20 protein-coding genes are annotated in these 18,274 nt (G+C 74.0%); 11 read left to right on the top strand and 9 right to left on the bottom strand.

All coding sequences use genetic code 11. The annotated features are described in order from the left end of the window. Positions 1–33: 33 nt before the first annotated feature. Positions 34–714, top strand: coding sequence for a hypothetical protein (locus GA0070614_RS27850; RefSeq protein WP_088978731.1), 681 nt, complete (start codon positions 34–36; stop codon positions 712–714). 79 nt (positions 715–793) lie between these two features. Here the strand turns inward: GA0070614_RS27850 and GA0070614_RS27855 are convergent, their stop codons facing one another. After that, positions 794–985: a DUF5703 family protein gene (locus GA0070614_RS27855; RefSeq protein ID WP_088978732.1), complete on the bottom strand. Its 192-nt coding sequence runs from the start codon at positions 983–985 to the stop codon at positions 794–796. 143 nt (positions 986–1,128) lie between these two features. Between GA0070614_RS27855 and GA0070614_RS27860 the strand changes: the two genes are divergently transcribed. Further along, on the top strand, positions 1,129–1,605 hold the full coding sequence (locus tag GA0070614_RS27860; protein WP_088978733.1) for a GNAT family N-acetyltransferase: 477 nt from the start codon (positions 1,129–1,131) through the stop codon (positions 1,603–1,605). A gap of 12 nt (positions 1,606–1,617) precedes the next feature. On the opposite strand, the gene GA0070614_RS27865 is transcribed toward GA0070614_RS27860, so the two are convergent. From GA0070614_RS27865 to GA0070614_RS27885, 5 genes are all read right to left on the bottom strand, one after another. Next, positions 1,618–2,187 (bottom strand): DUF3105 domain-containing protein, encoded by a 570-nt coding sequence (locus GA0070614_RS27865; RefSeq protein ID WP_088978734.1) that lies wholly within the window; start codon positions 2,185–2,187, stop codon positions 1,618–1,620. Continuing rightward, positions 2,184–3,401 (bottom strand): hypothetical protein, encoded by a 1,218-nt coding sequence (locus tag GA0070614_RS27870; protein WP_088978735.1) that lies wholly within the window; start codon positions 3,399–3,401, stop codon positions 2,184–2,186. Before GA0070614_RS27870 ends, GA0070614_RS27865 begins: the two co-directional genes overlap by 4 nt. After that, positions 3,398–4,501 carry a HesA/MoeB/ThiF family protein gene (locus GA0070614_RS27875; RefSeq protein ID WP_157745104.1) on the bottom strand — a complete coding sequence of 368 codons (1,104 nt, stop codon included), beginning with the start codon at positions 4,499–4,501 and terminating at the stop codon, positions 3,398–3,400. The genes GA0070614_RS27870 and GA0070614_RS27875 overlap by 4 nt, the downstream gene beginning before the upstream one ends. Positions 4,502–5,454: 953 nt before the next feature. Further along, positions 5,455–6,495, bottom strand: a complete 1,041-nt coding sequence (locus GA0070614_RS27880) for an SseB family protein (RefSeq protein ID WP_088978737.1) — start codon at positions 6,493–6,495, stop codon at positions 5,455–5,457. Then, the gene (locus tag GA0070614_RS27885) at positions 6,492–6,911 is read right to left on the bottom strand and encodes a YbaB/EbfC family nucleoid-associated protein (protein ID WP_088978738.1); all 420 of its coding nucleotides are present in this window, start codon (positions 6,909–6,911) and stop codon (positions 6,492–6,494) included. Before GA0070614_RS27885 ends, GA0070614_RS27880 begins: the two co-directional genes overlap by 4 nt. 95 nt (positions 6,912–7,006) lie before the next feature. Here GA0070614_RS27885 and GA0070614_RS27890 point away from each other — a divergent pair, with 95 nt between their 5' ends. The 3 genes from GA0070614_RS27890 (at position 7,007) to GA0070614_RS27900 (ending at position 9,582) form a co-directional block, all read left to right on the top strand. Beyond that, positions 7,007–7,336, top strand: coding sequence for a hypothetical protein (locus GA0070614_RS27890; RefSeq protein WP_088978739.1), 330 nt, complete (start codon positions 7,007–7,009; stop codon positions 7,334–7,336). After that, on the top strand, positions 7,333–8,415 hold the full coding sequence (locus GA0070614_RS27895; RefSeq protein ID WP_088978740.1) for a WXG100 family type VII secretion target: 1,083 nt from the start codon (positions 7,333–7,335) through the stop codon (positions 8,413–8,415). The genes GA0070614_RS27890 and GA0070614_RS27895 overlap by 4 nt, the downstream gene beginning before the upstream one ends. A 270-nt stretch (positions 8,416–8,685) precedes the next feature. Further along, the gene (locus GA0070614_RS27900; RefSeq protein WP_088978741.1) at positions 8,686–9,582 is read left to right on the top strand and encodes a hypothetical protein; all 897 of its coding nucleotides are present in this window, start codon (positions 8,686–8,688) and stop codon (positions 9,580–9,582) included. A gap of 4 nt (positions 9,583–9,586) precedes the next feature. Here GA0070614_RS27900 and GA0070614_RS27905 read toward each other — a convergent pair whose 3' ends face one another. Further along, positions 9,587–10,558, bottom strand: coding sequence for an aldo/keto reductase (locus tag GA0070614_RS27905; protein WP_088978742.1), 972 nt, complete (start codon positions 10,556–10,558; stop codon positions 9,587–9,589). A gap of 197 nt (positions 10,559–10,755) precedes the next feature. Here GA0070614_RS27905 and GA0070614_RS27910 point away from each other — a divergent pair, with 197 nt between their 5' ends. The 6 genes from GA0070614_RS27910 to mshC all read left to right on the top strand — a co-directional run bounded on the left by GA0070614_RS27910 (position 10,756) and on the right by mshC (position 16,271). Continuing rightward, positions 10,756–11,808, top strand: coding sequence for an LLM class F420-dependent oxidoreductase (locus tag GA0070614_RS27910; RefSeq protein ID WP_088978743.1), 1,053 nt, complete (start codon positions 10,756–10,758; stop codon positions 11,806–11,808). After that, positions 11,805–12,641: an undecaprenyl-diphosphate phosphatase gene (locus GA0070614_RS27915; protein WP_088978744.1), complete on the top strand. Its 837-nt coding sequence runs from the start codon at positions 11,805–11,807 to the stop codon at positions 12,639–12,641. The genes GA0070614_RS27910 and GA0070614_RS27915 overlap by 4 nt, the downstream gene beginning before the upstream one ends. Before the next feature lie 113 nt (positions 12,642–12,754). Next, positions 12,755–13,459 (top strand): histidine phosphatase family protein, encoded by a 705-nt coding sequence (locus GA0070614_RS27920; protein WP_408630716.1) that lies wholly within the window; start codon positions 12,755–12,757, stop codon positions 13,457–13,459. A gap of 112 nt (positions 13,460–13,571) precedes the next feature. Beyond that, positions 13,572–14,150 (top strand): DUF3090 domain-containing protein, encoded by a 579-nt coding sequence (locus GA0070614_RS27925; RefSeq protein WP_088979716.1) that lies wholly within the window; start codon positions 13,572–13,574, stop codon positions 14,148–14,150. Then, positions 14,147–14,965 (top strand): SCO1664 family protein, encoded by an 819-nt coding sequence (locus GA0070614_RS27930; protein ID WP_088978746.1) that lies wholly within the window; start codon positions 14,147–14,149, stop codon positions 14,963–14,965. The genes GA0070614_RS27925 and GA0070614_RS27930 overlap by 4 nt, the downstream gene beginning before the upstream one ends. Positions 14,966–15,032: 67 nt before the next feature. Then, positions 15,033–16,271: a cysteine--1-D-myo-inosityl 2-amino-2-deoxy-alpha-D-glucopyranoside ligase gene (mshC, locus tag GA0070614_RS27935; RefSeq protein ID WP_088978747.1), complete on the top strand. Its 1,239-nt coding sequence runs from the start codon at positions 15,033–15,035 to the stop codon at positions 16,269–16,271. Between the two features lie 80 nt (positions 16,272–16,351). On the opposite strand, the gene GA0070614_RS27940 is transcribed toward mshC, so the two are convergent. Continuing rightward, positions 16,352–17,143: a GntR family transcriptional regulator gene (locus GA0070614_RS27940; RefSeq protein WP_088978748.1), complete on the bottom strand. Its 792-nt coding sequence runs from the start codon at positions 17,141–17,143 to the stop codon at positions 16,352–16,354. A gap of 180 nt (positions 17,144–17,323) precedes the next feature. Then, the gene (locus tag GA0070614_RS27945; RefSeq protein ID WP_088978749.1) at positions 17,324–18,193 is read right to left on the bottom strand and encodes a PAC2 family protein; all 870 of its coding nucleotides are present in this window, start codon (positions 18,191–18,193) and stop codon (positions 17,324–17,326) included. Between the last annotated feature and the right edge of the window lie 81 nt (positions 18,194–18,274).

An 18,274-nucleotide genomic window follows, 5' to 3' on the forward strand; every position in this document is an offset into this window, starting at 1 on the left:
ACGACCTGCCCCATTTTCCGAAGGGATCGCCTCATGACCGACCAGCACGGTGAGCTCGACGCCGCCCTCGAGCGCGTGATCGACGCCGCCCGGGCCCACCTGGCGGCCGTGCGCGCGGCCCAGGGCCGGATCGACGACGACGACGTCTGGCAGGCGTACGTGGCGTTGAACAACGCCTCCTACGCCTACGACGAGCAGCTGCTCGACGCGTTCGGCGAGGTCACCCCCTGGGACGTCGAGTCGATCGACCCGGACGAGGCCGACGAGCGGTTCGGCGGCGGCGAGGGGGCCCCGGCCACCGACCCGCACCCACAGGTGATCTCGGTGCGCCAGCGCCGCGACTACCGGGTGCCGAGCGTCTCCGCGCTGATCCGGGTCGCCGAGGCGGCCCGCCGCGAGGGCACGCCCGAGCAGGACGAGCCGGCGCCGGTCGAGGGGGTCGGCGAGGCGGTGCTGGAGCTGTTGCAGAGCGGCGACGGCTCGCTGAGCGCGCTGGACGTGCCGGAGCTGGAGCCGCTCGACGGCGTGGTGATGGTCAGCGAGGTGGGCACCCCGGTCGACCTGGAGTCCTTCGACGACGACGACCCGGTGGGCCCGTTCCAGCCGGCCGCCGACGACCGCCTGGTGGGGCGGCTCGACGAGCACCCCTTCCTCGACGAGGAAGAGGACGAGCACGATCACGCCGGGCACGACCACGCCGGGCACCGGCACTAGCCCACGCCGTCCCCGGGGCCCGGCCGTCCGGTCCGGGTCCGGGGACGCGGGGCGGGTGACGCCGGTCGGCGTGACCCGCTCAGTAGGAGAGGCCCGGCTGCGGCTGGGCGACCCGGCGACGGCGCAGCACGACCTGCCGCGTACCGTCCCGGAACAGCCGCACCCGGGCCAGTTCCCATCCGGAGAACTCCGCCTGGATCGCCAGCTGCGCCGCGGCGGTCAACCGGTCGACGTTCGGCGGCAACCGCAGCGGCGCGTACTCGTAGTCCATGTGACCCATGCTGCCCAGCCCGGCGGCGCTTCGCCACCCCCGGTGAGTGACCCGCGCCGCTGTTCGGGGGCCGGACCCCGGCGGCGTGTCCGGTTCGTCCCCGCAGGCGGCCCGCCGTCCGGACCGTCGCCTAGGGTACGGGCATGGTGACCGTCCGGTTGGAGTCGATGACCGACGCGCAGTACCTCGACTACCGCGAGCGGGCCGAGGACGACTACGCCGACAGCATCGCCGCCAGCGGCACGCTGCCCCGGCCCGAGGCCCGCCGCAAGGCGCGCGAGGACCACGCCCGGCTGCTGCCCGACGGGCCGGCCACGCCCGGGCACCACCTCTGGCGGGTCCTCGACGGTGACGACGGCGCCGACGTGGGCCTGCTCTGGCTACACGTCGCGCAGCGCTCCGACGGCCCGCACGCCTTCGTCTACGACATCGAGGTCCACGAGCAGGCACGCCGGCGCGGCTACGGGCGGGCGGTGATGCGGGCCGCCGAGCGGTTCTGCCGGGACCGGGGGGTGGTCTCGATCGCGTTGAACGTGTTCGGCCACAACACCGGCGCCCGCGCCCTCTACGAGCAGGAGGGCTACCAGGTCACCTCGGTGCAGATGCGCAAGCGGCTGTGAGGCGCGCCGGGCTCACGACGACACGCAGTCGGTGGCCCCGTCCTGCCAGCCGTGGTCGTAGCGCCCCGCCACCGCCGTGACGAACTCCTCGACCGCCCGCTCGTCGAGCCGGTCGAGCCGGTGCAGCCGCTGCCAGCCGGTGAGCCCGATGCCCCGCCCGAGGGGCGGGTACGGCGCGACCACCACGTCCCGGGGGTGGCGCCGGCCGAGACGCTCCAGCGCCTCCACGTCGGCGGCCGGGACGTCCGGGGCGTACTGCACCAGCACGTGCCCGTGCTCCAGCACGTGCACCTGCAACTCCGCCGGCACCGGGTCCCGGTAGATCCCCGGGACGACCACCCGGGGGGAGTGCGGCCCCGAGGTGGGCGGCACCGTCCGGTACGGCTCGTGCGGCGCGCCCTCGTACGGGATGTGCCGCTCGCCCTCGAACGGCTGCGCGGTGCCGGGCACCCGGTCGCAGGGGAGCGCGGCGGTGTCGTCGGTCAGACCGAGGAGCACCCCCACGCCGAGACTCGACATGGTGGCGACGCTGAGCACGGTGACGACGGCGCTGACCACCGTGCCGAGCCATCGGCGTTTCATGCCAACGCCTTTCTCGTCCGGCGACGATTGCGCACGATCACGCCGAGCGGCAGCAGGACGTTGAAGGAGGCGAATACGAGTAGCGCTATGCCCTCCCACCAGTACGCGCTGGCGAGGGGTGCGCCGATGAGTACTCCGGCCGCCCAGCCGAATGTGACTTTCGCGCTCGGCCACAGAAAGTGGATCGCGAACCAGATCATCCAGATCAGGCCGGCGAGGTAGAGCAACCGGTACCAGCGCGACACCCGTAGATCGGTGTCGTGCGCGTGCCGCAGAATGGTGTTCTCCTCGGCGCTGAGCCGCCGTATCCGACGTTTGAGGGACAGTCGGGTCACCTGGTGCAGGTTCCGGCAGCCGGTGGCGGTCGCCATCACCAGGTACATGTCGGTGCGCAGGTACGCCAGCGTCTGGAAGGCCAGCTTGACCGCCTGGCTGAACACCACCATGGCGAGGAACCGGACCAGCTCCGGCGGCAGATCGATCCAGCCGCGCGACCAGGCGAAACGGGGTGCGACGGCGGCGAAGAGCAGCACCGAGTCGATGGCCATGCCGGCCAGGAACGGCCCGTACCGCCGCTCCGGCGGCAGCGCCCACAACCCGGTCAGGTCGGTCTCCAGCACCGGGAAGATGCCCCGCCGCTCCACCCGCAGCCGCGACGGCACCCCGACGGCCGCCCCGGCCAGGGCGTGCCACACCTCGTGCACGATCGTCAGGACGACCACCACCACGTTGGTGATCAGCAGGCTCAGCACCACGTCCGGGAAGATGAAGGTGTCCTCGTAGTGGGGCAGCAGGGACGGCTCGGCGGCGAACATCACCAGCGTGGCCAGCAGGGCGGCGACGTACCCGGTCCAGGCCACCCGGCCGAACAGCGGGCGGACCAGGCGGGCGGGGATCCGCGACACCGACCAGTACCGGGCCGGCGCGGCCGCTGCGGCGGCGTCCTCCGGACGGCCGTCGATGACGCCCGCCTCGACGAGCACCTCGACGAAGTCCAGGGCGTCGACCGGCTCGCCGGTCTGGCGTTCCACCTCGTCGGCGGCCTCGGCCACCGAGCGGCCGGCGGCGAAGAGCGCGACCAGCCGGGCCCCCACCTCGGGTACGACGACGAAGGTGCCGGTGGCGGGGTCGCCCACCACGTACTCGTCCTCGTCCTCCTGCCGCACGACCAGGTTGCCGACCCGGGGCCGGCTGTCGAGCCCGAGCCCGCTCACGCCTCCTCCTCGGTCCAGCCGCAGGTGCCGCAGGTGTGCCCCGGGCGCGGGTTCACCACGTAGTGGTAGGTCAGGTCGGTCAGGCTCAGGTGGAACATCCGCCCCCGGCTCGTGGTGGGGATGCCGCCGAGGTGGTAGACCGCGTCCAGCGCGGCCAGGTGACCGGTCAGGTTGGCCGTCGGGGCGATCACCGCGTGGCCGGTGAACGGGAACAGCTCCTCCGGCTCGGCGCCGTAGTGCTCCCGCAGCCGGTCGTTGACGCTGGGCAGGCAGGCCTGGCAGCAGGTCTGCCCGGGCACGAAGAGCCCGACCACCGCCATCGGCCCGGCGTACTGGGCGATCATCCAGGGGGTGCCGGTCGCCAGCGCGGCCCGGTTCGTCCAGTCCCGGATGGCGTGCAGCGGCTGGTCGGCGCAGAGCACCAGCAGGTCCCGCCCGGCCATCAGCGCGGCCACCGACTCGACGGAGTCGACCCGGGTCTCCGCGCCGGTGACCGTCACGTGCGCGTTCATCCGGGCCAACCGCCGCACGGCCACGTCGAGCTTCGGCCGGCCCACGTCGTCCTCGGTGTAGAGCAGCTGCCGGGTCAGGTTGCCCGGCTCGACACGGTCGAAGTCGACGCAGTGCACCGTGCCGACACCGGCGGCGACCAGGGACGAGGCGACGGCCGAGCCGGTGCCGCCCAGCCCGACGACCACGACGTCGCTGGCCTTCAGCCGGGCCTGCACCTCGTACCGGGACGGGCGGGGGGTCAGGTCGACCCAGGCGTAGTAGGTCAGCGCCCGGTCGTAGCGCTCGACCTCGGCCGGGCTCAGCGCGGGTGGCACGGGGGCGGCGGCGTCCTCCACGTACCCGGCGTCGACGATCGTGCGCAGCGCGTCGTCCGCCTCCTCCGGCTCCATCCCGGGGTGTCGGGCGAGCATCGCGGCGACGATCTCCGCGCGGGTGCGGGTGCCGTCCATCAGGCCCAGCAGCGCCCAGAGCGAGCCGTCCTCGTCGTCGATCTCCGCCCCGATGCCCATCTGCCGACCGCCGATGCTGATCAGCGTCGGGCTCAGCCGTACGGGTTTGTGGATGCCCTTGATCCGGGGGCGCAGCATCGGTGACCTCCTCCGCGATGGGTGACCGGGGCGCGGCGCGCCGCGCCCCGGTCGGGGAACGTGATCAGCCGCAGAGGTCGTTGCGGCAGCCCGGGTCGATGATCGCCGCGGTGGTCTCGAGCTTCTCCAGCTTGCGCACGACGACCTTGGCCGGCTTGCGCTTGACGTCGGTCTTACGGTCCACGGTTTCCTCCACCGAATTGAGAGGGACGACGCGGCGAGCTTGCTCGCGCCGCACTCAGTAGAGCACCGCGAACAATGGCTCTCAATATTCATTTCTGTCATAACCCTGACGTGCGGCTGGTCCGTATTCCGATATCGGTGACGGCTGCCCGGAAAAGGAAGAGATAAATGCCCCGCGAGTGCCGCTGTGTGGCTCACCGTCGGCTTTCGGGGCAGATCAAAGCCTGCCGGGTTGATCGAATTATGGGTGCCCGACGGTCAGTAAAGGGGGATGGGTCGACATGGGCCCGCTGCGCGCGTCTTTGCGCCGATCCGACGCAGATTCGCGCGGCCCGCTCCGGCGGGCACGCCTCGGCCCGGGCGTGGGTACGGCTCCGGCAGAGCGCCTCGGCCCGGGCGGGTACGGCTCCGGCGGGCACGCGTCGGCGCACGGCCGGCGCAGGGCTCCGCCGGAAGACGCCTCGTCCGAGGGCGTACGGCGTGGCGGAGGCGTCGCCTCTCAGGCGTGCACGGCTCGGCGGGGAATCACCTCGCCCCATGGCCGTGCCCGGCATCGGCACGGCCATGGGCGAGGCGGTCGGCGGGACCTGGCGTCGCGTCCGCCGATCGGGCGTGAGCGCCGCGCCCCGCCGAGGCAGGGCGACGCCCGCCGCCCTGCCGCACGCCGTGCATCCGGCCGTCGGTCGGCGAGGTCCTGTCGCCCCTCGGGGCCGCCCCGCCGACCGGCGCGGCCGGGGGAAATTGCGACCGGGACCGGGACCGGGACCCGGCTAGCGCCCCTGTCCGGACGGCTCCGGCGGGTGAGCAGCGGCGCCGGAGCCGGACGCGGTCCCGGCCGGCACCGGCGCGCCGTCCGATGCGGCGAGGCCGGCGACGTCGTTGGCGGCCAGCAGCGCGCCCAGCGCCGGCGCGCTGAGCGTCAGCCCGTGTGGGGCACCCGGGTCGACGGTCAGCCCCCAGCTCCGGTCCGGCCAGTCGGCCAGCAGGTCGGTGGCGGGTGTCGCGACGAACGGCACCCCGGGGCCGACGAACGCGACGAGCGTCTCCGGCGAGGTGAAGACCGGCAGCAGCGGCTCTCCGCCCGCGCCCAGGACGACGGTCCACGGGAACTCCCGCTCGGGCGTCGGCTCGTCGGCCAGCGGCACGCAGACCCCGCCGGTGAGCAGCACGCCCAGGTAGCCGCGCAGGTCGTGCCGGGCCGCCGCGTCGGCGAGCAGGCCGGTGGCGTCGACGGTGGCCGTCCGGCCCGCCGGGGGGCCGGGATCCGGCCCCGGCTCGTCGTCCGCCCGGTGCCGTCCGCCGGCTGTCCGATCCGCCCCGCCGGCTGTCCGATCCGCCCCGCCGGCCGTCCGGTCCACCCCGCCGCCGTCCGGCACGGTGTCTCCGCTGTCCAGCACGGTGTCGCCGCCGTCCGGCGTGGCGTCGCTCGCGTGGTGCCCCGCGACCGAGGTGGCCGCGCCGGGGTCGGTGGCCGTCGCGCCCGCCGGCAGGACCCGGCAGGTCAGCGCGGCGGTGTCGGCGGTCAGCACGGCGGCGGCGGTACGGCAGGCGAAGCCGCTCCACCAGTGCAGCGCCTCGGGCGTGCGCGGCGTCTCGTACCAGAAGGCGCCGCCGTCCGGCGCGGCCTGCCAGCCGAGGTCGGCCAACTGCCGCGCGTCGTGCGGCGGGCAGGTCCCCCGGACGGTCGCCCGCCGCACCGTCAGGTGCAGGCGGCGGGCCCCGGCGGCGAGTTCGAGGTCGGTGTCGCGGTCGCAGCGGACCAGGGTGTCGTGCAGCCGCGCCACGATCTCCGGCCAGCCCGGCGAGGTCATGCCGACTGCCCCGGCAGGCGGCGCTCCAACCGCTCCAGCCGGCCCATCGTCTCGTCGAGACGGCCGAGCGCGGAGAAGTCGCCGGGCGCGCCGAACAGGTCGCCCAGGCTCGACCCCAGCTTCACGCCGAGCCCTTCGGTGCGTTCCCGGATCTGCTCCGTCGCCGCGGTCCGCGCCCTGCGGTACGCCTCCAGGACCATCTCGGACAGTCCCTGGCTGCCGGCGCGCAGGGCGACCGGCTCGAACGTCACGTCGGTCAGCTCGCCGGACACGTCGACCGTCACCGTGACCAGGCCGCTGTCGTCGGTCCCGGTGGCACGGAAGGCGGCCAGATCGTCCTGCAGGCCGGCGAACTGCTGCTCGATGGCGGCCAGCCGGCCGGCGAGCGCGTCGAAAGCGGATGCTGGATCGGTCATCCCTCGGTCCTCCCCGTTCCTGGCGTCGACCGGGGTGGCGGCCGACGGCCGGTGGATCGTATCGTCACTGCGCCGACTGACAGGGGGAAGCGGCGATGCCGGACATCGAAGTGGACGTGGCGACGGTCCGTCGCCTGCAGGGCGCCGCGGCCGACGCGGCCGCGGGACTGGGCGGGCTGCACACCGCCATCGCGGGCGCCGCGGAGGTGCCCCCCGGCGCCTTCGGCCACCTGCCCTTCGCCAGCGACATGCTGCGCGACAAGTACGCCGAGCAGGTGCGCGGCGGCATGGAGATGTTCCGTGCCGGGCAGGACGCCTTCGGCCGGGTGGCGACCTCGCTGGGGGCCACGGCCGACTCGTACGAGCGCAACGAGCAGCAGATCGACGCCGGCTTCACGGCGATCCGCTCGGGGCTGGGCCGGTGAGCGGGCCCGCGGGCAGCGCCGTCGAGCTGTGGAACAACATCGACGGTGCGTTGTCCACGGTGGACAAGGCGGTCGACAGTGTCTGCCGTACCCTCGCCTGGCCGCTGATCCAGCTGGTCGACATGGTCGACGGCGACCCCGAGGTGCTGCGGGCGCACGCGACGCAGTGGGACGCGGTCGCCGCCCGGGTACGCGAGATCGCGCTCGACCACCGCAGCGTCCGTGAGGCCGAGCGCTCCGGCTGGCGCTCACCGGCGGGCGACGCCTACGGGCAGCGCCTCGCCGAGACCGAGCAGCAGCTGCTGGACGTGGCCGACCAGTTCACCGCCACCGCGGAGTACCTCCGGGGTGTCGCCGACGGGTTGCAGGTCACCCACGACGTGCTGGTCGACATCTGCGTCGAGTTCGTCAACTTCCTGCTGGTCACCCTGATCACCGCGCTGCTGATGGCGCCGTTCACGGCCGGCGCGTCCTGGGCCACCGGCATGGCGGTCACCGCCACCCGCTTCATGATCACCCTGGCCCGGGCGGTGAAGGCCATCCGGCCGCTGGCGACCCACCTGCCGAAGGTGGTCCGGCTGCTGGAGCGGATCATCCTCAAGCTGGAGAAGATCATCACCCAGCTGCAGAAGCTGGGCCGGCACCTGAACAAGCTCGCCGACAAGCAGAAGGCCCTGATGAAGGGCCAGAAGTACGCCGACAAGCGGGCCGCCGCCGGCAAGGCGGACAAGTGGTACCACAAGATCACCGACCCGGCGCAGGGCACCTTCAAGCTCGGCAAGTCCGGCTCGCCGTTCGACATGGGCATGTTCGACCGGATGGGCGCGCTGCGCAACAACGGCCTCGTCGACGGCGGCAAGATCATCGCCCGGGACTGGGCGGCGAACCTGTCGTGGAACATCCCCAACACCGTCATCCACGGCGTCACCTGGGGCACCGTCGCGATCGCCACCGGGCTGTCCGTGCCCGGCTCCGAACAGGTCGGCGACCAGGTGCAGGAGGCCGTGCAGGACGGGGCCGACTGGATCGACCAGAACGTCTTCGGGCAGCCGCCCGCGGAGCAACCGGCGGGCCGGTAGCCGCCCGGGCCGTCCCGGCGGCCCGGCCGTACAGGCGACCCACTGCCATCTCGACCACGGGACGGCCGCCGGACCAGCCGAGTGGTCGATCGGTGGGTCGGCGACGGGCCGCTCCACCGCAGCGGGCGGACAAGGGCGCGGCGGGCGCTGACCCGAGCACGGCGCGCCGGGCGGTGGGTCCGGCTCGACCGGGTCGGCCACAATGTCCTCGGACCGCCGACCGGGTCCGGCCGCCGGTGCGCAGGCGGTCGTCATGACGGAGGGGACGACATGACCGGAGCGTGGAACCGGATCACCCGGCTGACCGGCTCGGTGGTGGGCCAGGCGCGCAGCGTCCGCGACAAGGCCCGGGAGCTGCGCGAGGAGTTCCGTGGCACCGACGAGCCCGAGCGGCTGCTGGTGGCGCCCCTGGTGCCCGGCCAGCAGGTCCGCTACGTCAGCCAGTTCGGCTTCTACGGCGACGAGTACCACAAGATGGGCGCGCAGTTCGCCGACCAGGTGGGCGACGCCCTGGCCGACTCGTTCGACCCCCGGGTGCTGTACGGGCTGCTGAACATCGTCAACCCGGTCGCCTGGGTGGACGCGGTGATCACCCCGGTGCGGATCGCCGCCGGTGTGCTCACCCTGCCCGCCAAGGCGGTGGTGGCGGGCGGCGCGGACGCCGGGCAGGCGCGGGACGGGCAGCTCGTGCCGCCGAGGCGGCCGCTGCCGCTCACCCCGGAGCAGGAGGCGTTCCGGGCCCTGTTCGGCTTCGACGCCTACCAGCCGCTCGCCGACCAGCTCGCCGAGTTCACCTTCCACTACCGGTACGCGTTCAGCGGCGACCTGACCAGCCTCGCCGGCGGCATGCTGCTGTTCCTGGCCCGGTTCACCGACACCCCGGTCGCGGTCACCGACACCCACCTGCACGTGCTGGAGCTGCCGGAGCGTCCCGCCCCGGGCCAGCCGGACGAGCGCCGGCCCCGGCTGCTGTGGAGCGTCGAGCGGCGTCGCCTGGCCCGCGTCGACTTCGACTACGGCCCCACCCGCCTGTTGCAGTTCCCGGCGACGATCGTCTTCGACGACGGCTCCTGGATCCACGTGGTGAACCCGACCACCCGGGACGACCAGAACCGCTTCCTGCAGGCGCTGGAGGGCGTCCCCGGCAAGCGGCCCGGGGACCGGTGAGCGCTCAGCCGTCCCGCTCGGGGTAGCCGACCGGCACGGCGGAGACGTCGTCCAGCGCGGTGGTGATCTCCTCCGGCAGGGTCATCCGCTCCACCTGGAGCGCGCCGAGCAGTTGACCCACCGTGCGCGCGCCCAGGATCGGCGCGGTCACCCCGGGCCGGTCCCGGATCCAGGCCAGCGCCACCTCCAGCGGTGACACGCCGAGCCCGCCGGCCGCGATGGCGACCGCCTCCACGATGCTGGAGCAGCGCGGTTCGAGGTAGGTGGTGACGAAGCGCTCGAAGTGCGCCGAGGCGGCCCGGGAGTCGGCAGGCCGGCCGTTGCGGTACTTGCCGGTGAGCACCCCCCGGCCCAGCGGCGACCAGGGCAGCACGCCCAGCCCGAGCGCCGCGCAGGCCGGCAGCACCTCCCGCTCCACGCCCCGCTCCAGCAGCGAGTACTCCACCTGCGCGGCGACCACCGGGGCCCGCCCCGGCCAGGCGGCCTGCCAGGCGGCGGCGCGGGCGGTCTGCCAGCCGGAGAAGTTCGACACGCCGACGTAGCGGACCCGGCCGCTGGCCACCGCGTGGTCCAGCGCGGCCAGGGTCTCCTCCAGCGGGGTGTCCGGGTCGTACCCGTGCACCTGCCACAGGTCGACGTGGTCGGTGCCCAGCCGGCGCAGCGACGCGTCGAGGGTGCGCAGCAGGTGGCCCCGGGAGCCGTCGCGCCGTCGTCCACTGCCCGGCCGCAGGCCCGCCTTGGTGGCGATGAGCACCTCGTCACGGGGGACGAGAGCGCCCAGCAGCGAGCCGAGCACCGACTCGGCGTCGCCGTCGCCGAAGACGTCGGCGGTGTCGACCAGGTTGCCGCCCGCGTCGAGGAAACTCTTCAGCTGGGCGGCCGCGTCGTCGGCGTCGGTGTCCCGACCCCAGGTCATGGTGCCGAGCGCGAGCCGGGAAACCGCCAGCCCGCTTCGGCCGAGCGGTCGCTGTTGCATGGGTGAACCTTATTTCGAACCCGGCGTCACGGATATCCTCGCTCCCGTCATCTCTGCCCTCCGCGTCGCCGATCCGACCGTCGGCGGCGACCGCGCCGGTCGTCGACCGCCCGGCCGGGTGGGGTGAGCCGGTGATCGGGGCCACCCCCGCCATTGCGTACCCTGGTGCGACCTGTGCTGCGGATGGGGGAGGACCAGTGCGACTCGGGCTCAGCCTCGGATATCAGACGGCGTGGAGCACACCCGCCGACCACCTCGCGCTCGCCCAGGAGGCGGACCGGCTGGGCTACTCGGTGGTGTGGGCCGCCGAGGCCTACGGCTCCGACTCGCCGAGCATGCTGGCCTGGATGGCCGGGCAGACCGAGCGGATCGACGTGGGCAGCGCGGTGATGCAGATTCCCGCCCGTACCCCGGCGATGACGGCGATGACCGCGGCCACCATCGACGCGCTCTCCGGCGGCCGGTTCCGGCTCGGTCTGGGCGTCTCCGGCCCCCAGGTCTCCGAGGGCTGGCACGGCGTCCGGTTCGCCAAGCCGCTGGCGCGCACCCGGGAGTACGTCGACATCGTGAAGCTCGCGGTGGCCCGCAAGGAGGTCGCCTACGACGGCGAGCACTACACCCTGCCGCTGCCCGACGGGCCGGGCAAGGCGCTGCGGCTGGGCTTCCACCCGCCGCGCGAGCACATCCCGATCTACCTGGCCGCCGTCGGCCCGAAGAACCTCGAACTGGCCGGCGAGATCGCCGACGGCTGGCTCGCCGTCTTCTACGCCCCCGAGTTCGCCGAGGAGCAGCTCGCCTCGGTGCGCGCCGGCCGGGCGAAGGCCGGCAAGGAGCTGGCCGGCTTCGACGTCGTCCCCTCGGTGCCGGTGGTGGTCGGCGACGATGTCGCCTCCTGCGCCGAGCTGGTCCGTTGGTACGCCGCCCTCTACGTCGGCGGCATGGGCAGCCGGCAGCAGAACTTCTACAACCAGCTCGCCACCCGGATGGGCTACGGCGACGCGGCCCGCGAGGTGCAGGACCTCTACCTGGCCAAGCGGCAGCGCGACGCCGCCGCCGCGGTGCCGATGGAGTTCATCGACCGCACCTCGCTGCTCGGGCCGAAGGAGCGCATCGCCGAGCGGATGCGGGAGTACGCGGCGGCCGGCGTGACCACCCTGTCGGTGACCCTCTTCGTCGCCGACCGGGACAGCGGCGTGCAGACCCTGCGTACCGTGGCCGAGGCCCTCGACCTCTCCGGGGTCGGCGAGTGACCTGGGTCGAAGCCATCGTCCTGGGCATCGTCCAGGGGCTCACCGAGTTCCTGCCCGTCAGCTCGTCGGGACACCTGCGGATCACCTCCGCGATCTTCTTCGACCGGGACGCCGGCGCCTCCTTCACCGCGGTGACCCAGCTGGGCACCGAGGCGGCGGTGCTGATCTACTTCGCCAAGGACATCTGGCGGATCACCCGGACCTGGCTGGTCGGCATTCGGGACCGGTCGGTGCGCGCCAGCCTCGACTACCGGATGGGCTGGTACGTCATCGTCGGCTCGATCCCGATCGGGCTGTTCGGCTTCCTCTTCAAGGACCAGATCCGGGAGACCGCCCGCAACCTGTGGGTGGTCGCCACCACGCTGATCGTCTTCGCCTTCGTGCTGGCCTTCGCCGAGTACTGGGGCCGGCAGACCCGCACGCTGGAGAACTTCCGGATGCGCGACGGCGTGGTGATGGGCTTCGCCCAGGCGATGGCGCTGATCCCGGGGGTGTCCCGCTCCGGCGGCACGCTCACCGCCGGCCTGTTGCTCAACCTGACCCGGGAGGCGGCGGCACGGTACTCGTTCCTGCTGGCCATCCCGGCGGTGGTGATGTCCGGGATCTTCAGCATCGGCGACGTGTTCGAACCGGCCGCGCCGGGCACCTCGGTGCCGAGCGTGGCGCAGATGGTGGTGGCCACCGTGATCGCCTTCGCGATCGGCTACGCGGCCATCGCCTGGCTGCTGCGCTACGTCGCCCACCACACCCTGTACGTCTTCGTGCTCTACCGGGTGGCGCTCGGCACGCTGGTGCTCGCGCTGCTGCTCACCGGCACGATCAGCGCCACCTGAGCCACCCGCCCGGCGTCCCCGCGCCGGGCCGGGGCGAGCGCGCCGGCGGCCCCCGACACCAGCTGAGTGCCCGGGGGCCGCCGCCGGTGCGGCCCGCCCGTAGGGTGGACGGCGTGGCGACCCTTCTGCTTCTGCGACACGGCCGGACGACGGCGAACGCCGACGGTGGGCTGGCCGGCCGCCAACCGGTCGAACTCGACGACACCGGCCGCGCCCAGGCCGCCGCCGTCGGCGAGCGGCTGCGCGGGTTGCCGCTGGCGGCGGTGGTCACCAGTCCGCTGATCCGCTGCCGGCAGACCCTGGAGCTGGCGCTGCCGCGGGTCGCGCCGGTGGTCGAGGAGGGGCTGATCGAGTGCGGCTACGGCAGCTGGGAGGGACAGCCGCTGAAGAAGCTGGCCAAGGAGCCGCTCTGGCCGGTCGTGCAGCAGCACCCCAGCGCCGTGGTCTTCCCCGAGGGCGAGTCGATGGCGGCGATGGCCGCCCGGGCGGTCGCCGCGGTGCGCTCCTGGGACGCCCGGGTGACCGCCGAGCACGGGCCGGAGGCGGTCTGGCTGGCGTGCAGCCACGGCGATGTGATCAAGGCCATCGTGGCGGACGCGCTCGGCGTGCACCTGGACCTGTTCCAGCGCATCGTCGCCGATCCGGCGTCGGTCACCGCGATCCGCTACACCCCGCTGCGCCCCTTCCTGGTCCGGCTCAACGACACCGGCGGTGACCTGGCCGCGCTGGTGCCGCCGCCGCCGAAGCGGCGCCAGCGGGCGAGCCGGCGGGTCGACTCCGACGCGGCCGTGGGCGGCGGCGCGGGGGCCGCCGGGTGAGCGGCGCCGCCACGCCGGGGCCGCCCGCGCGCCGCCCGCGGCGTTTCGCCCTCGGCTGAACCACCCTCGGTGCGGTACGCGGCGCTTCCGCCCGCCGGATAGGGTCGTGGGCATGACCCACCAGGTGCACGCCTTCGAGCCGCCGGAGCGGTTCGTCGCCGGGACCGTCGGGCCGCCGGGGGAGCGCACGTTCTTCCTGCAGGCGCGCGGTGGCGGCCGGCTGGTCAGCGTCGCGCTGGAGAAGGTGCAGGTCTCCCTGCTCGCCGAGAAGCTGGAGGAGTTGCTCGCCGAGGCCCAGCGCCGCTTCGGTGTGGAGCTGCCCGAGGCGCCGGCCGCGCTCGGCGACAACGACCCGCTGGACACCCCGGTCGACGAGGAGTTCCGGGTCGGCACCCTCGGCCTGGCCTTCGACGTCGACAGCGCGACCGTGGTGATCGAGGCGATCGCCGCCGGTGAGACGGAGGTCGAGGTCGAGCTCGGCGGCGACGAGGACGACGAGGCCGACGAGGACGAGGAGCCGGACGAGGACCTCGACCGGCTGCGGGTGCGGCTGACCCCCGAGGCGACCCGCGAGTTCATCGAGCGGGCCCGTCGGGTGGTCAACGCCGGCCGGCCGCCCTGCCCGCTCTGCGGCCAGCCGCTCGACCCCGCCGGCCACCTCTGCCCACGGCACAACGGTTACCACCGGTGACCTCGTCGGAGTTGCAGCCCCGCCACGACGGCGACGCGGCGCTCCGGCTGCTGCGCGACGGTGAACTCGACATCGAGGGGCGGCTGGTCGACGCCTCCAACACCACCCTGCGCGGGATCCTGACCCTGGACGGGCGGACCGCCCGCTGCGTCTACAAGCCGGTGCGCGGCGAGCGCCCGCTCTGGGACTTCCCCGACGGCACCCTGGCCGGGCGGGAGGTCGCGGCGTACCTGGTCTCCCGGGCCTCCGGGTGGGACCTGGTGCCGCCGACGGTGCTGCGGGACGGGCCGTTCGGCCCCGGCTCCTGCCAGCTCTGGATCGACGAGCCGTCCGACGCCGAGCCGCTGGTCGGCTTCGTCCCCGCCACGGAGGTGCCGCCGCGCTGGTTCCCGGTCGCGGCCGCCCGCGACGACGACGGGGCCGCGTACGCGCTCGCCCACGCCGACGACCCCCGGCTGGCCCGCCTCGCGGTGCTCGACGCGGTGCTCAACAACGCCGACCGCAAGGGCGGGCACGTGCTGGTCGGCCCGGACGACCGGCTCTACGGCGTCGACCACGGCGTCTGTTTCCACGTCGAGGAGAAGCTGCGCACGGTCCTGTGGGGTTGGGCGGGCCGGCAGTTGCCGCCGGACGCGGTGGCGATGCTCGGCACCCTCGCCGGTCTGGTCGCCGGTGAGCTGGGCGAGGAGCTGGCCGAGCACCTGACCCTCGGCGAGGTCGCGGAGCTGGCCGCGCGCGTCGACCGGCTGCGCGAGACCGGTCGCTACCCGCAGCCGCCGCGGGACTGGCCGGCGATGCCCTGGCCGCCCATGTGAGCCGTTGTCGTGTTGATCACCCGGAGGGTGGCTCCCGGCGGACTGACGGCTCGTTAGGCTGACGGGCATGGAGTCTTGGGCGGGACACGAGGTGCCACGGCTGCCGGGGAACGGCGGGCCCCTGAGCTTGTACGACTCGGCGCGGCGCGGTGTCCATCCCAGCCGGCCCGACGGCACGGCGAGCATGTACGTCTGCGGCATCACCCCGTACGACGCCACCCACCTGGGGCACGCCGCCACGATGATCACCTTCGATCTGGTGCAGCGGATGTGGCGCGACGCCGGGCTGACCGTGCGGTACGTGCAGAACGTCACCGACATCGACGACCCGCTGCTGGAGCGGGCCGAGCGCGACGGCGAGGACTGGAAGGTCCTGGCCATGCGGGAGACCGCGCTGTTCCGTGAGGACATGGAGGCGCTGCGGATCATCCCGCCAGCGCACTACGTGGGCGCGGTGGAGTCGATCCCGGACATCGCCGAGAAGGTGCAGGTGCTGCTCAAGGACGGCGCGGCGTACCGGCTCGACGACGGCACCGGCGACGTCTACTTCGACATCGGCGCGGCGCCGGCGTTCGGCTACGAGTCCAACCTGACCCGTGCGCAGATGCTGGAGATCTTCCCGGAGCGCGGGGGCGACCCGGACCGGACCGGCAAGCGCGACCCGCTGGACCCGCTGCTGTGGCGCGGGGCCCGCGAGGGCGAGCCGTCCTGGCCCGGCGGTGAGCTGGGCGCCGGCCGACCCGGCTGGCACATCGAGTGCGCGGTGATCGCGCTGAACCTGCTCGGCGACCGGATCGACGTGCAGGGCGGCGGCAACGACCTGCTCTTCCCGCACCACGAGTGCTCCGCCGCGCACGCCGAGCGGCTCACCGGCGCGGCGCCCTTCGCCGACCACTACGTGCACGCCGGCATGATCGGCCTGGACGGCGAGAAGATGTCGAAGTCCAAGGGCAACCTGGTCTTCGTCTCCCGGCTGCGGGCCGACCGGGTCGACCCGATGGCTGTGCGACTCGGGCTGATGTCCGGCCACTACCGCGCCGACCGCACCTGGACCGACGACCTGCTCGACGCCGCGCAGGCGCGGCTGGCCCGCTGGCGGCGGGCCGCCGCCGCGCCGAGCGGGCCGTCCGGGGAGGCGTTCCTGGCGGGCGTACGCGCCCGGCTCGCCGACGATCTGGACACCCCGGGAGCGCTGGCGCTGGCCGACGACTGGGCCGAGCGGACCCTCGCCGGCGCGGGCGACGATCCGCAGGCGCCGGGACTCTTCGCCACCACCGTGGACGCCCTGCTCGGCATCCGACTCTGACGGCCCGCCCCGTCACCGTGGAGTCGAGGCGTTCGCACGCGTCGTCGGCGCCGACCGTGCACGATCGCCGGGGCAGGCGGTCAGCCGAGGACGAGGCCGGGGTCGGGGTCCTGCTCCGGGGCGGGGGCGGGGATCCGGTACTCCTCGGTGAGGGTGGTCATCGGCCCGGGCCAGGTGGCCTGGGCGACCTCGATCGGCTTGCGGTCGCCGTCGTAGGCGACGTGCAGCAGGTGCAGCACCGGGGTGTCCGGGCGGATCTGGAGGGTCTCGGCCTCCTCCCGGCTGGGCTGCCGGGCGCTGATGGTGTCGGTCGCCGAGACGTACCGCCGGCCGGTGGCCTCCTCGGCCTCCTGGTAGAGCGGCCGGCCGAACGCCTCGGCGCGCTCCAGCGAGGTGCCGGCGGTGTCCTTGGGCAGGAACCAGGAGGCGCCCACCTCCACCGGTGAGTCGTCGGTGCGTACCAGGTGCCGGCGGCAGAGCAGCTCGGTGCCGTCGGGTACGCCGAACGCGTCGGCCACCTCCGGCGGGGCCGGCGCGCGGCCGACCTGGACCAGCTGCTGCCGGTACCGGGCCGCCAGGTCGGTGTGGTAGCCGCGGAAGCCGCCGTACCGGCCACGGGAGAGCCGGTTGAGCCGGCGCCGGGTGCCCCGCACGTACGTCCCGGAGCCGGGCTTGGTGATCAGGATGCCCTCGACCCGCAGCTGGTCGACCGCGCGCTGCACGGTCTGCTTCGCCACGCCGAACATCTCGGCGATGGCCGGGATGGACGGCAGCCGCTCGCCCGGCGCCCAGTCGCCGCGGCGCACCTGGGCCTTGAGCTGCGCGGCGATCTGCCGGTGCGGGAACTCGGCGGCCCCCGGGTTGATCTGCACGCCCGCCTCCTCTTGACAGCTAGGTTCCTAGGATGCCCTAGAGGTGGCGACGCCGCCACCCCGGACACGCGCCCGCCCCGCCGACGAGGTCGGCGTGCGCGGGCAGCGACGCGGGGGCAGCGAAGGGAGCGGCCCCCGGACGGCGAGGCGTCCGGGGGCCGGGTCGGCGCGGGGGAGGAGCTACCAGGAGCCGGCGGTCGGGCCGGCCGAGCCGCCCCGGCGGCGCAGGTACTTTTCGAACTCCTGGGCGATCTCGTCGCCGGTCAGCGGCGTGATGCCGGCGTCGCCGACACGCTCCTCCAGCTCACGGACGTACTCGCCCAGCTCGGCGTCCTGCTCGGCCGCGCCCCGCACCCGCTGCTCCCACTCGGCGGCCTCCTCGGCCAGGTCGGCCATCGGTACCGGCAGGTCGAGCACGTCCTCCACCCGGTGCAGCAGGGCGAGGGTGGCCTTCGGGCAGGGCGGGTTGTTGGCGTAGTGCGGCACGTGCACCCAGAACGAGACGGCGTCCACCTCGGCGCGGATGCACGCGTCGTGCAGCACGCCGACGATGCCGGTCGGCCCGTCGTAGCGGGTGGGGGTGAGCTGGTAGCGCTCGGCGGCGGCCGCGTCGGAGGCGCTGCCGCTGATCGGCAACGGCCGGGTGTACGGCACGTCGGCCAGCAACGCGCCGAGCAGCACCACCCGTTCCACCTCCAGGCTGTGGCAGATCTCCAGCACCTGCTCGCAGAAGGTGCGCCAGCGCATGCTCGGCTCGATGCCCCGGATCAGCACCACGTCGCGCTCGGTGCCCTCCGGGCTGGCCACCATGAACCGGGTGGTGGGCCACTCGACCCGCCGGGTCTCGCCGTCGGCCATGCTGATCGTCGGCCGGCTGACCTGGAAGTCGTAGAAGTCCTCCGGGTCCAGCTCGGTGACCGGTCGGGCCTGCCAGACCTGCTCCAGGTGCTCCACGGCGGCGGTCGAGGCGTCCGCGGCGTCGTTCCAGCCCTCGAAGGCGGCGATCGCCACCGGGGACCGCAGCACCGGCAGCCCGTCGAACTCGGTCACGCCGTCACCTCACCCTGCTCGTGGCCGACGGCGCCGGGCGTCCGCCCGCTCGTCCGCCCGCCTACGACAACTCCGACCCGG

The organism is Micromonospora coxensis, assembly GCF_900090295.1.
Classification (GTDB): domain Bacteria; phylum Actinomycetota; class Actinomycetes; order Mycobacteriales; family Micromonosporaceae; genus Micromonospora; species Micromonospora coxensis.

What these genes read in the sequence shown, in the direction of transcription:
- GA0070614_RS27850 (WP_088978731.1), top strand. Translation starts at nt 34, where the DNA reads ATGACCGACCAGCACGGTGAGCTCGACGCCGCCCTCGAGCGCGTGATC.
- GA0070614_RS27855 (WP_088978732.1), bottom strand. Translation starts at nt 985, where the DNA reads ATGGACTACGAGTACGCGCCGCTGCGGTTGCCGCCGAACGTCGACCGG.
- GA0070614_RS27860 (WP_088978733.1), top strand. Translation starts at nt 1,129, where the DNA reads ATGGTGACCGTCCGGTTGGAGTCGATGACCGACGCGCAGTACCTCGAC.
- GA0070614_RS27865 (WP_088978734.1), bottom strand. Translation starts at nt 2,187, where the DNA reads ATGAAACGCCGATGGCTCGGCACGGTGGTCAGCGCCGTCGTCACCGTG.
- GA0070614_RS27875 (WP_157745104.1), bottom strand. Translation starts at nt 4,501, where the DNA reads ATGCTGCGCCCCCGGATCAAGGGCATCCACAAACCCGTACGGCTGAGC.
- GA0070614_RS27880 (WP_088978737.1), bottom strand. Translation starts at nt 6,495, where the DNA reads ATGACCTCGCCGGGCTGGCCGGAGATCGTGGCGCGGCTGCACGACACC.
- GA0070614_RS27885 (WP_088978738.1), bottom strand. Translation starts at nt 6,911, where the DNA reads ATGACCGATCCAGCATCCGCTTTCGACGCGCTCGCCGGCCGGCTGGCC.
- GA0070614_RS27890 (WP_088978739.1), top strand. Translation starts at nt 7,007, where the DNA reads ATGCCGGACATCGAAGTGGACGTGGCGACGGTCCGTCGCCTGCAGGGC.
- GA0070614_RS27900 (WP_088978741.1), top strand. Translation starts at nt 8,686, where the DNA reads ATGACCGGAGCGTGGAACCGGATCACCCGGCTGACCGGCTCGGTGGTG.
- GA0070614_RS27905 (WP_088978742.1), bottom strand. Translation starts at nt 10,558, where the DNA reads ATGCAACAGCGACCGCTCGGCCGAAGCGGGCTGGCGGTTTCCCGGCTC.
- GA0070614_RS27925 (WP_088979716.1), top strand. Translation starts at nt 13,572, where the DNA reads ATGACCCACCAGGTGCACGCCTTCGAGCCGCCGGAGCGGTTCGTCGCC.
- mshC (WP_088978747.1), top strand. Translation starts at nt 15,033, where the DNA reads ATGGAGTCTTGGGCGGGACACGAGGTGCCACGGCTGCCGGGGAACGGC.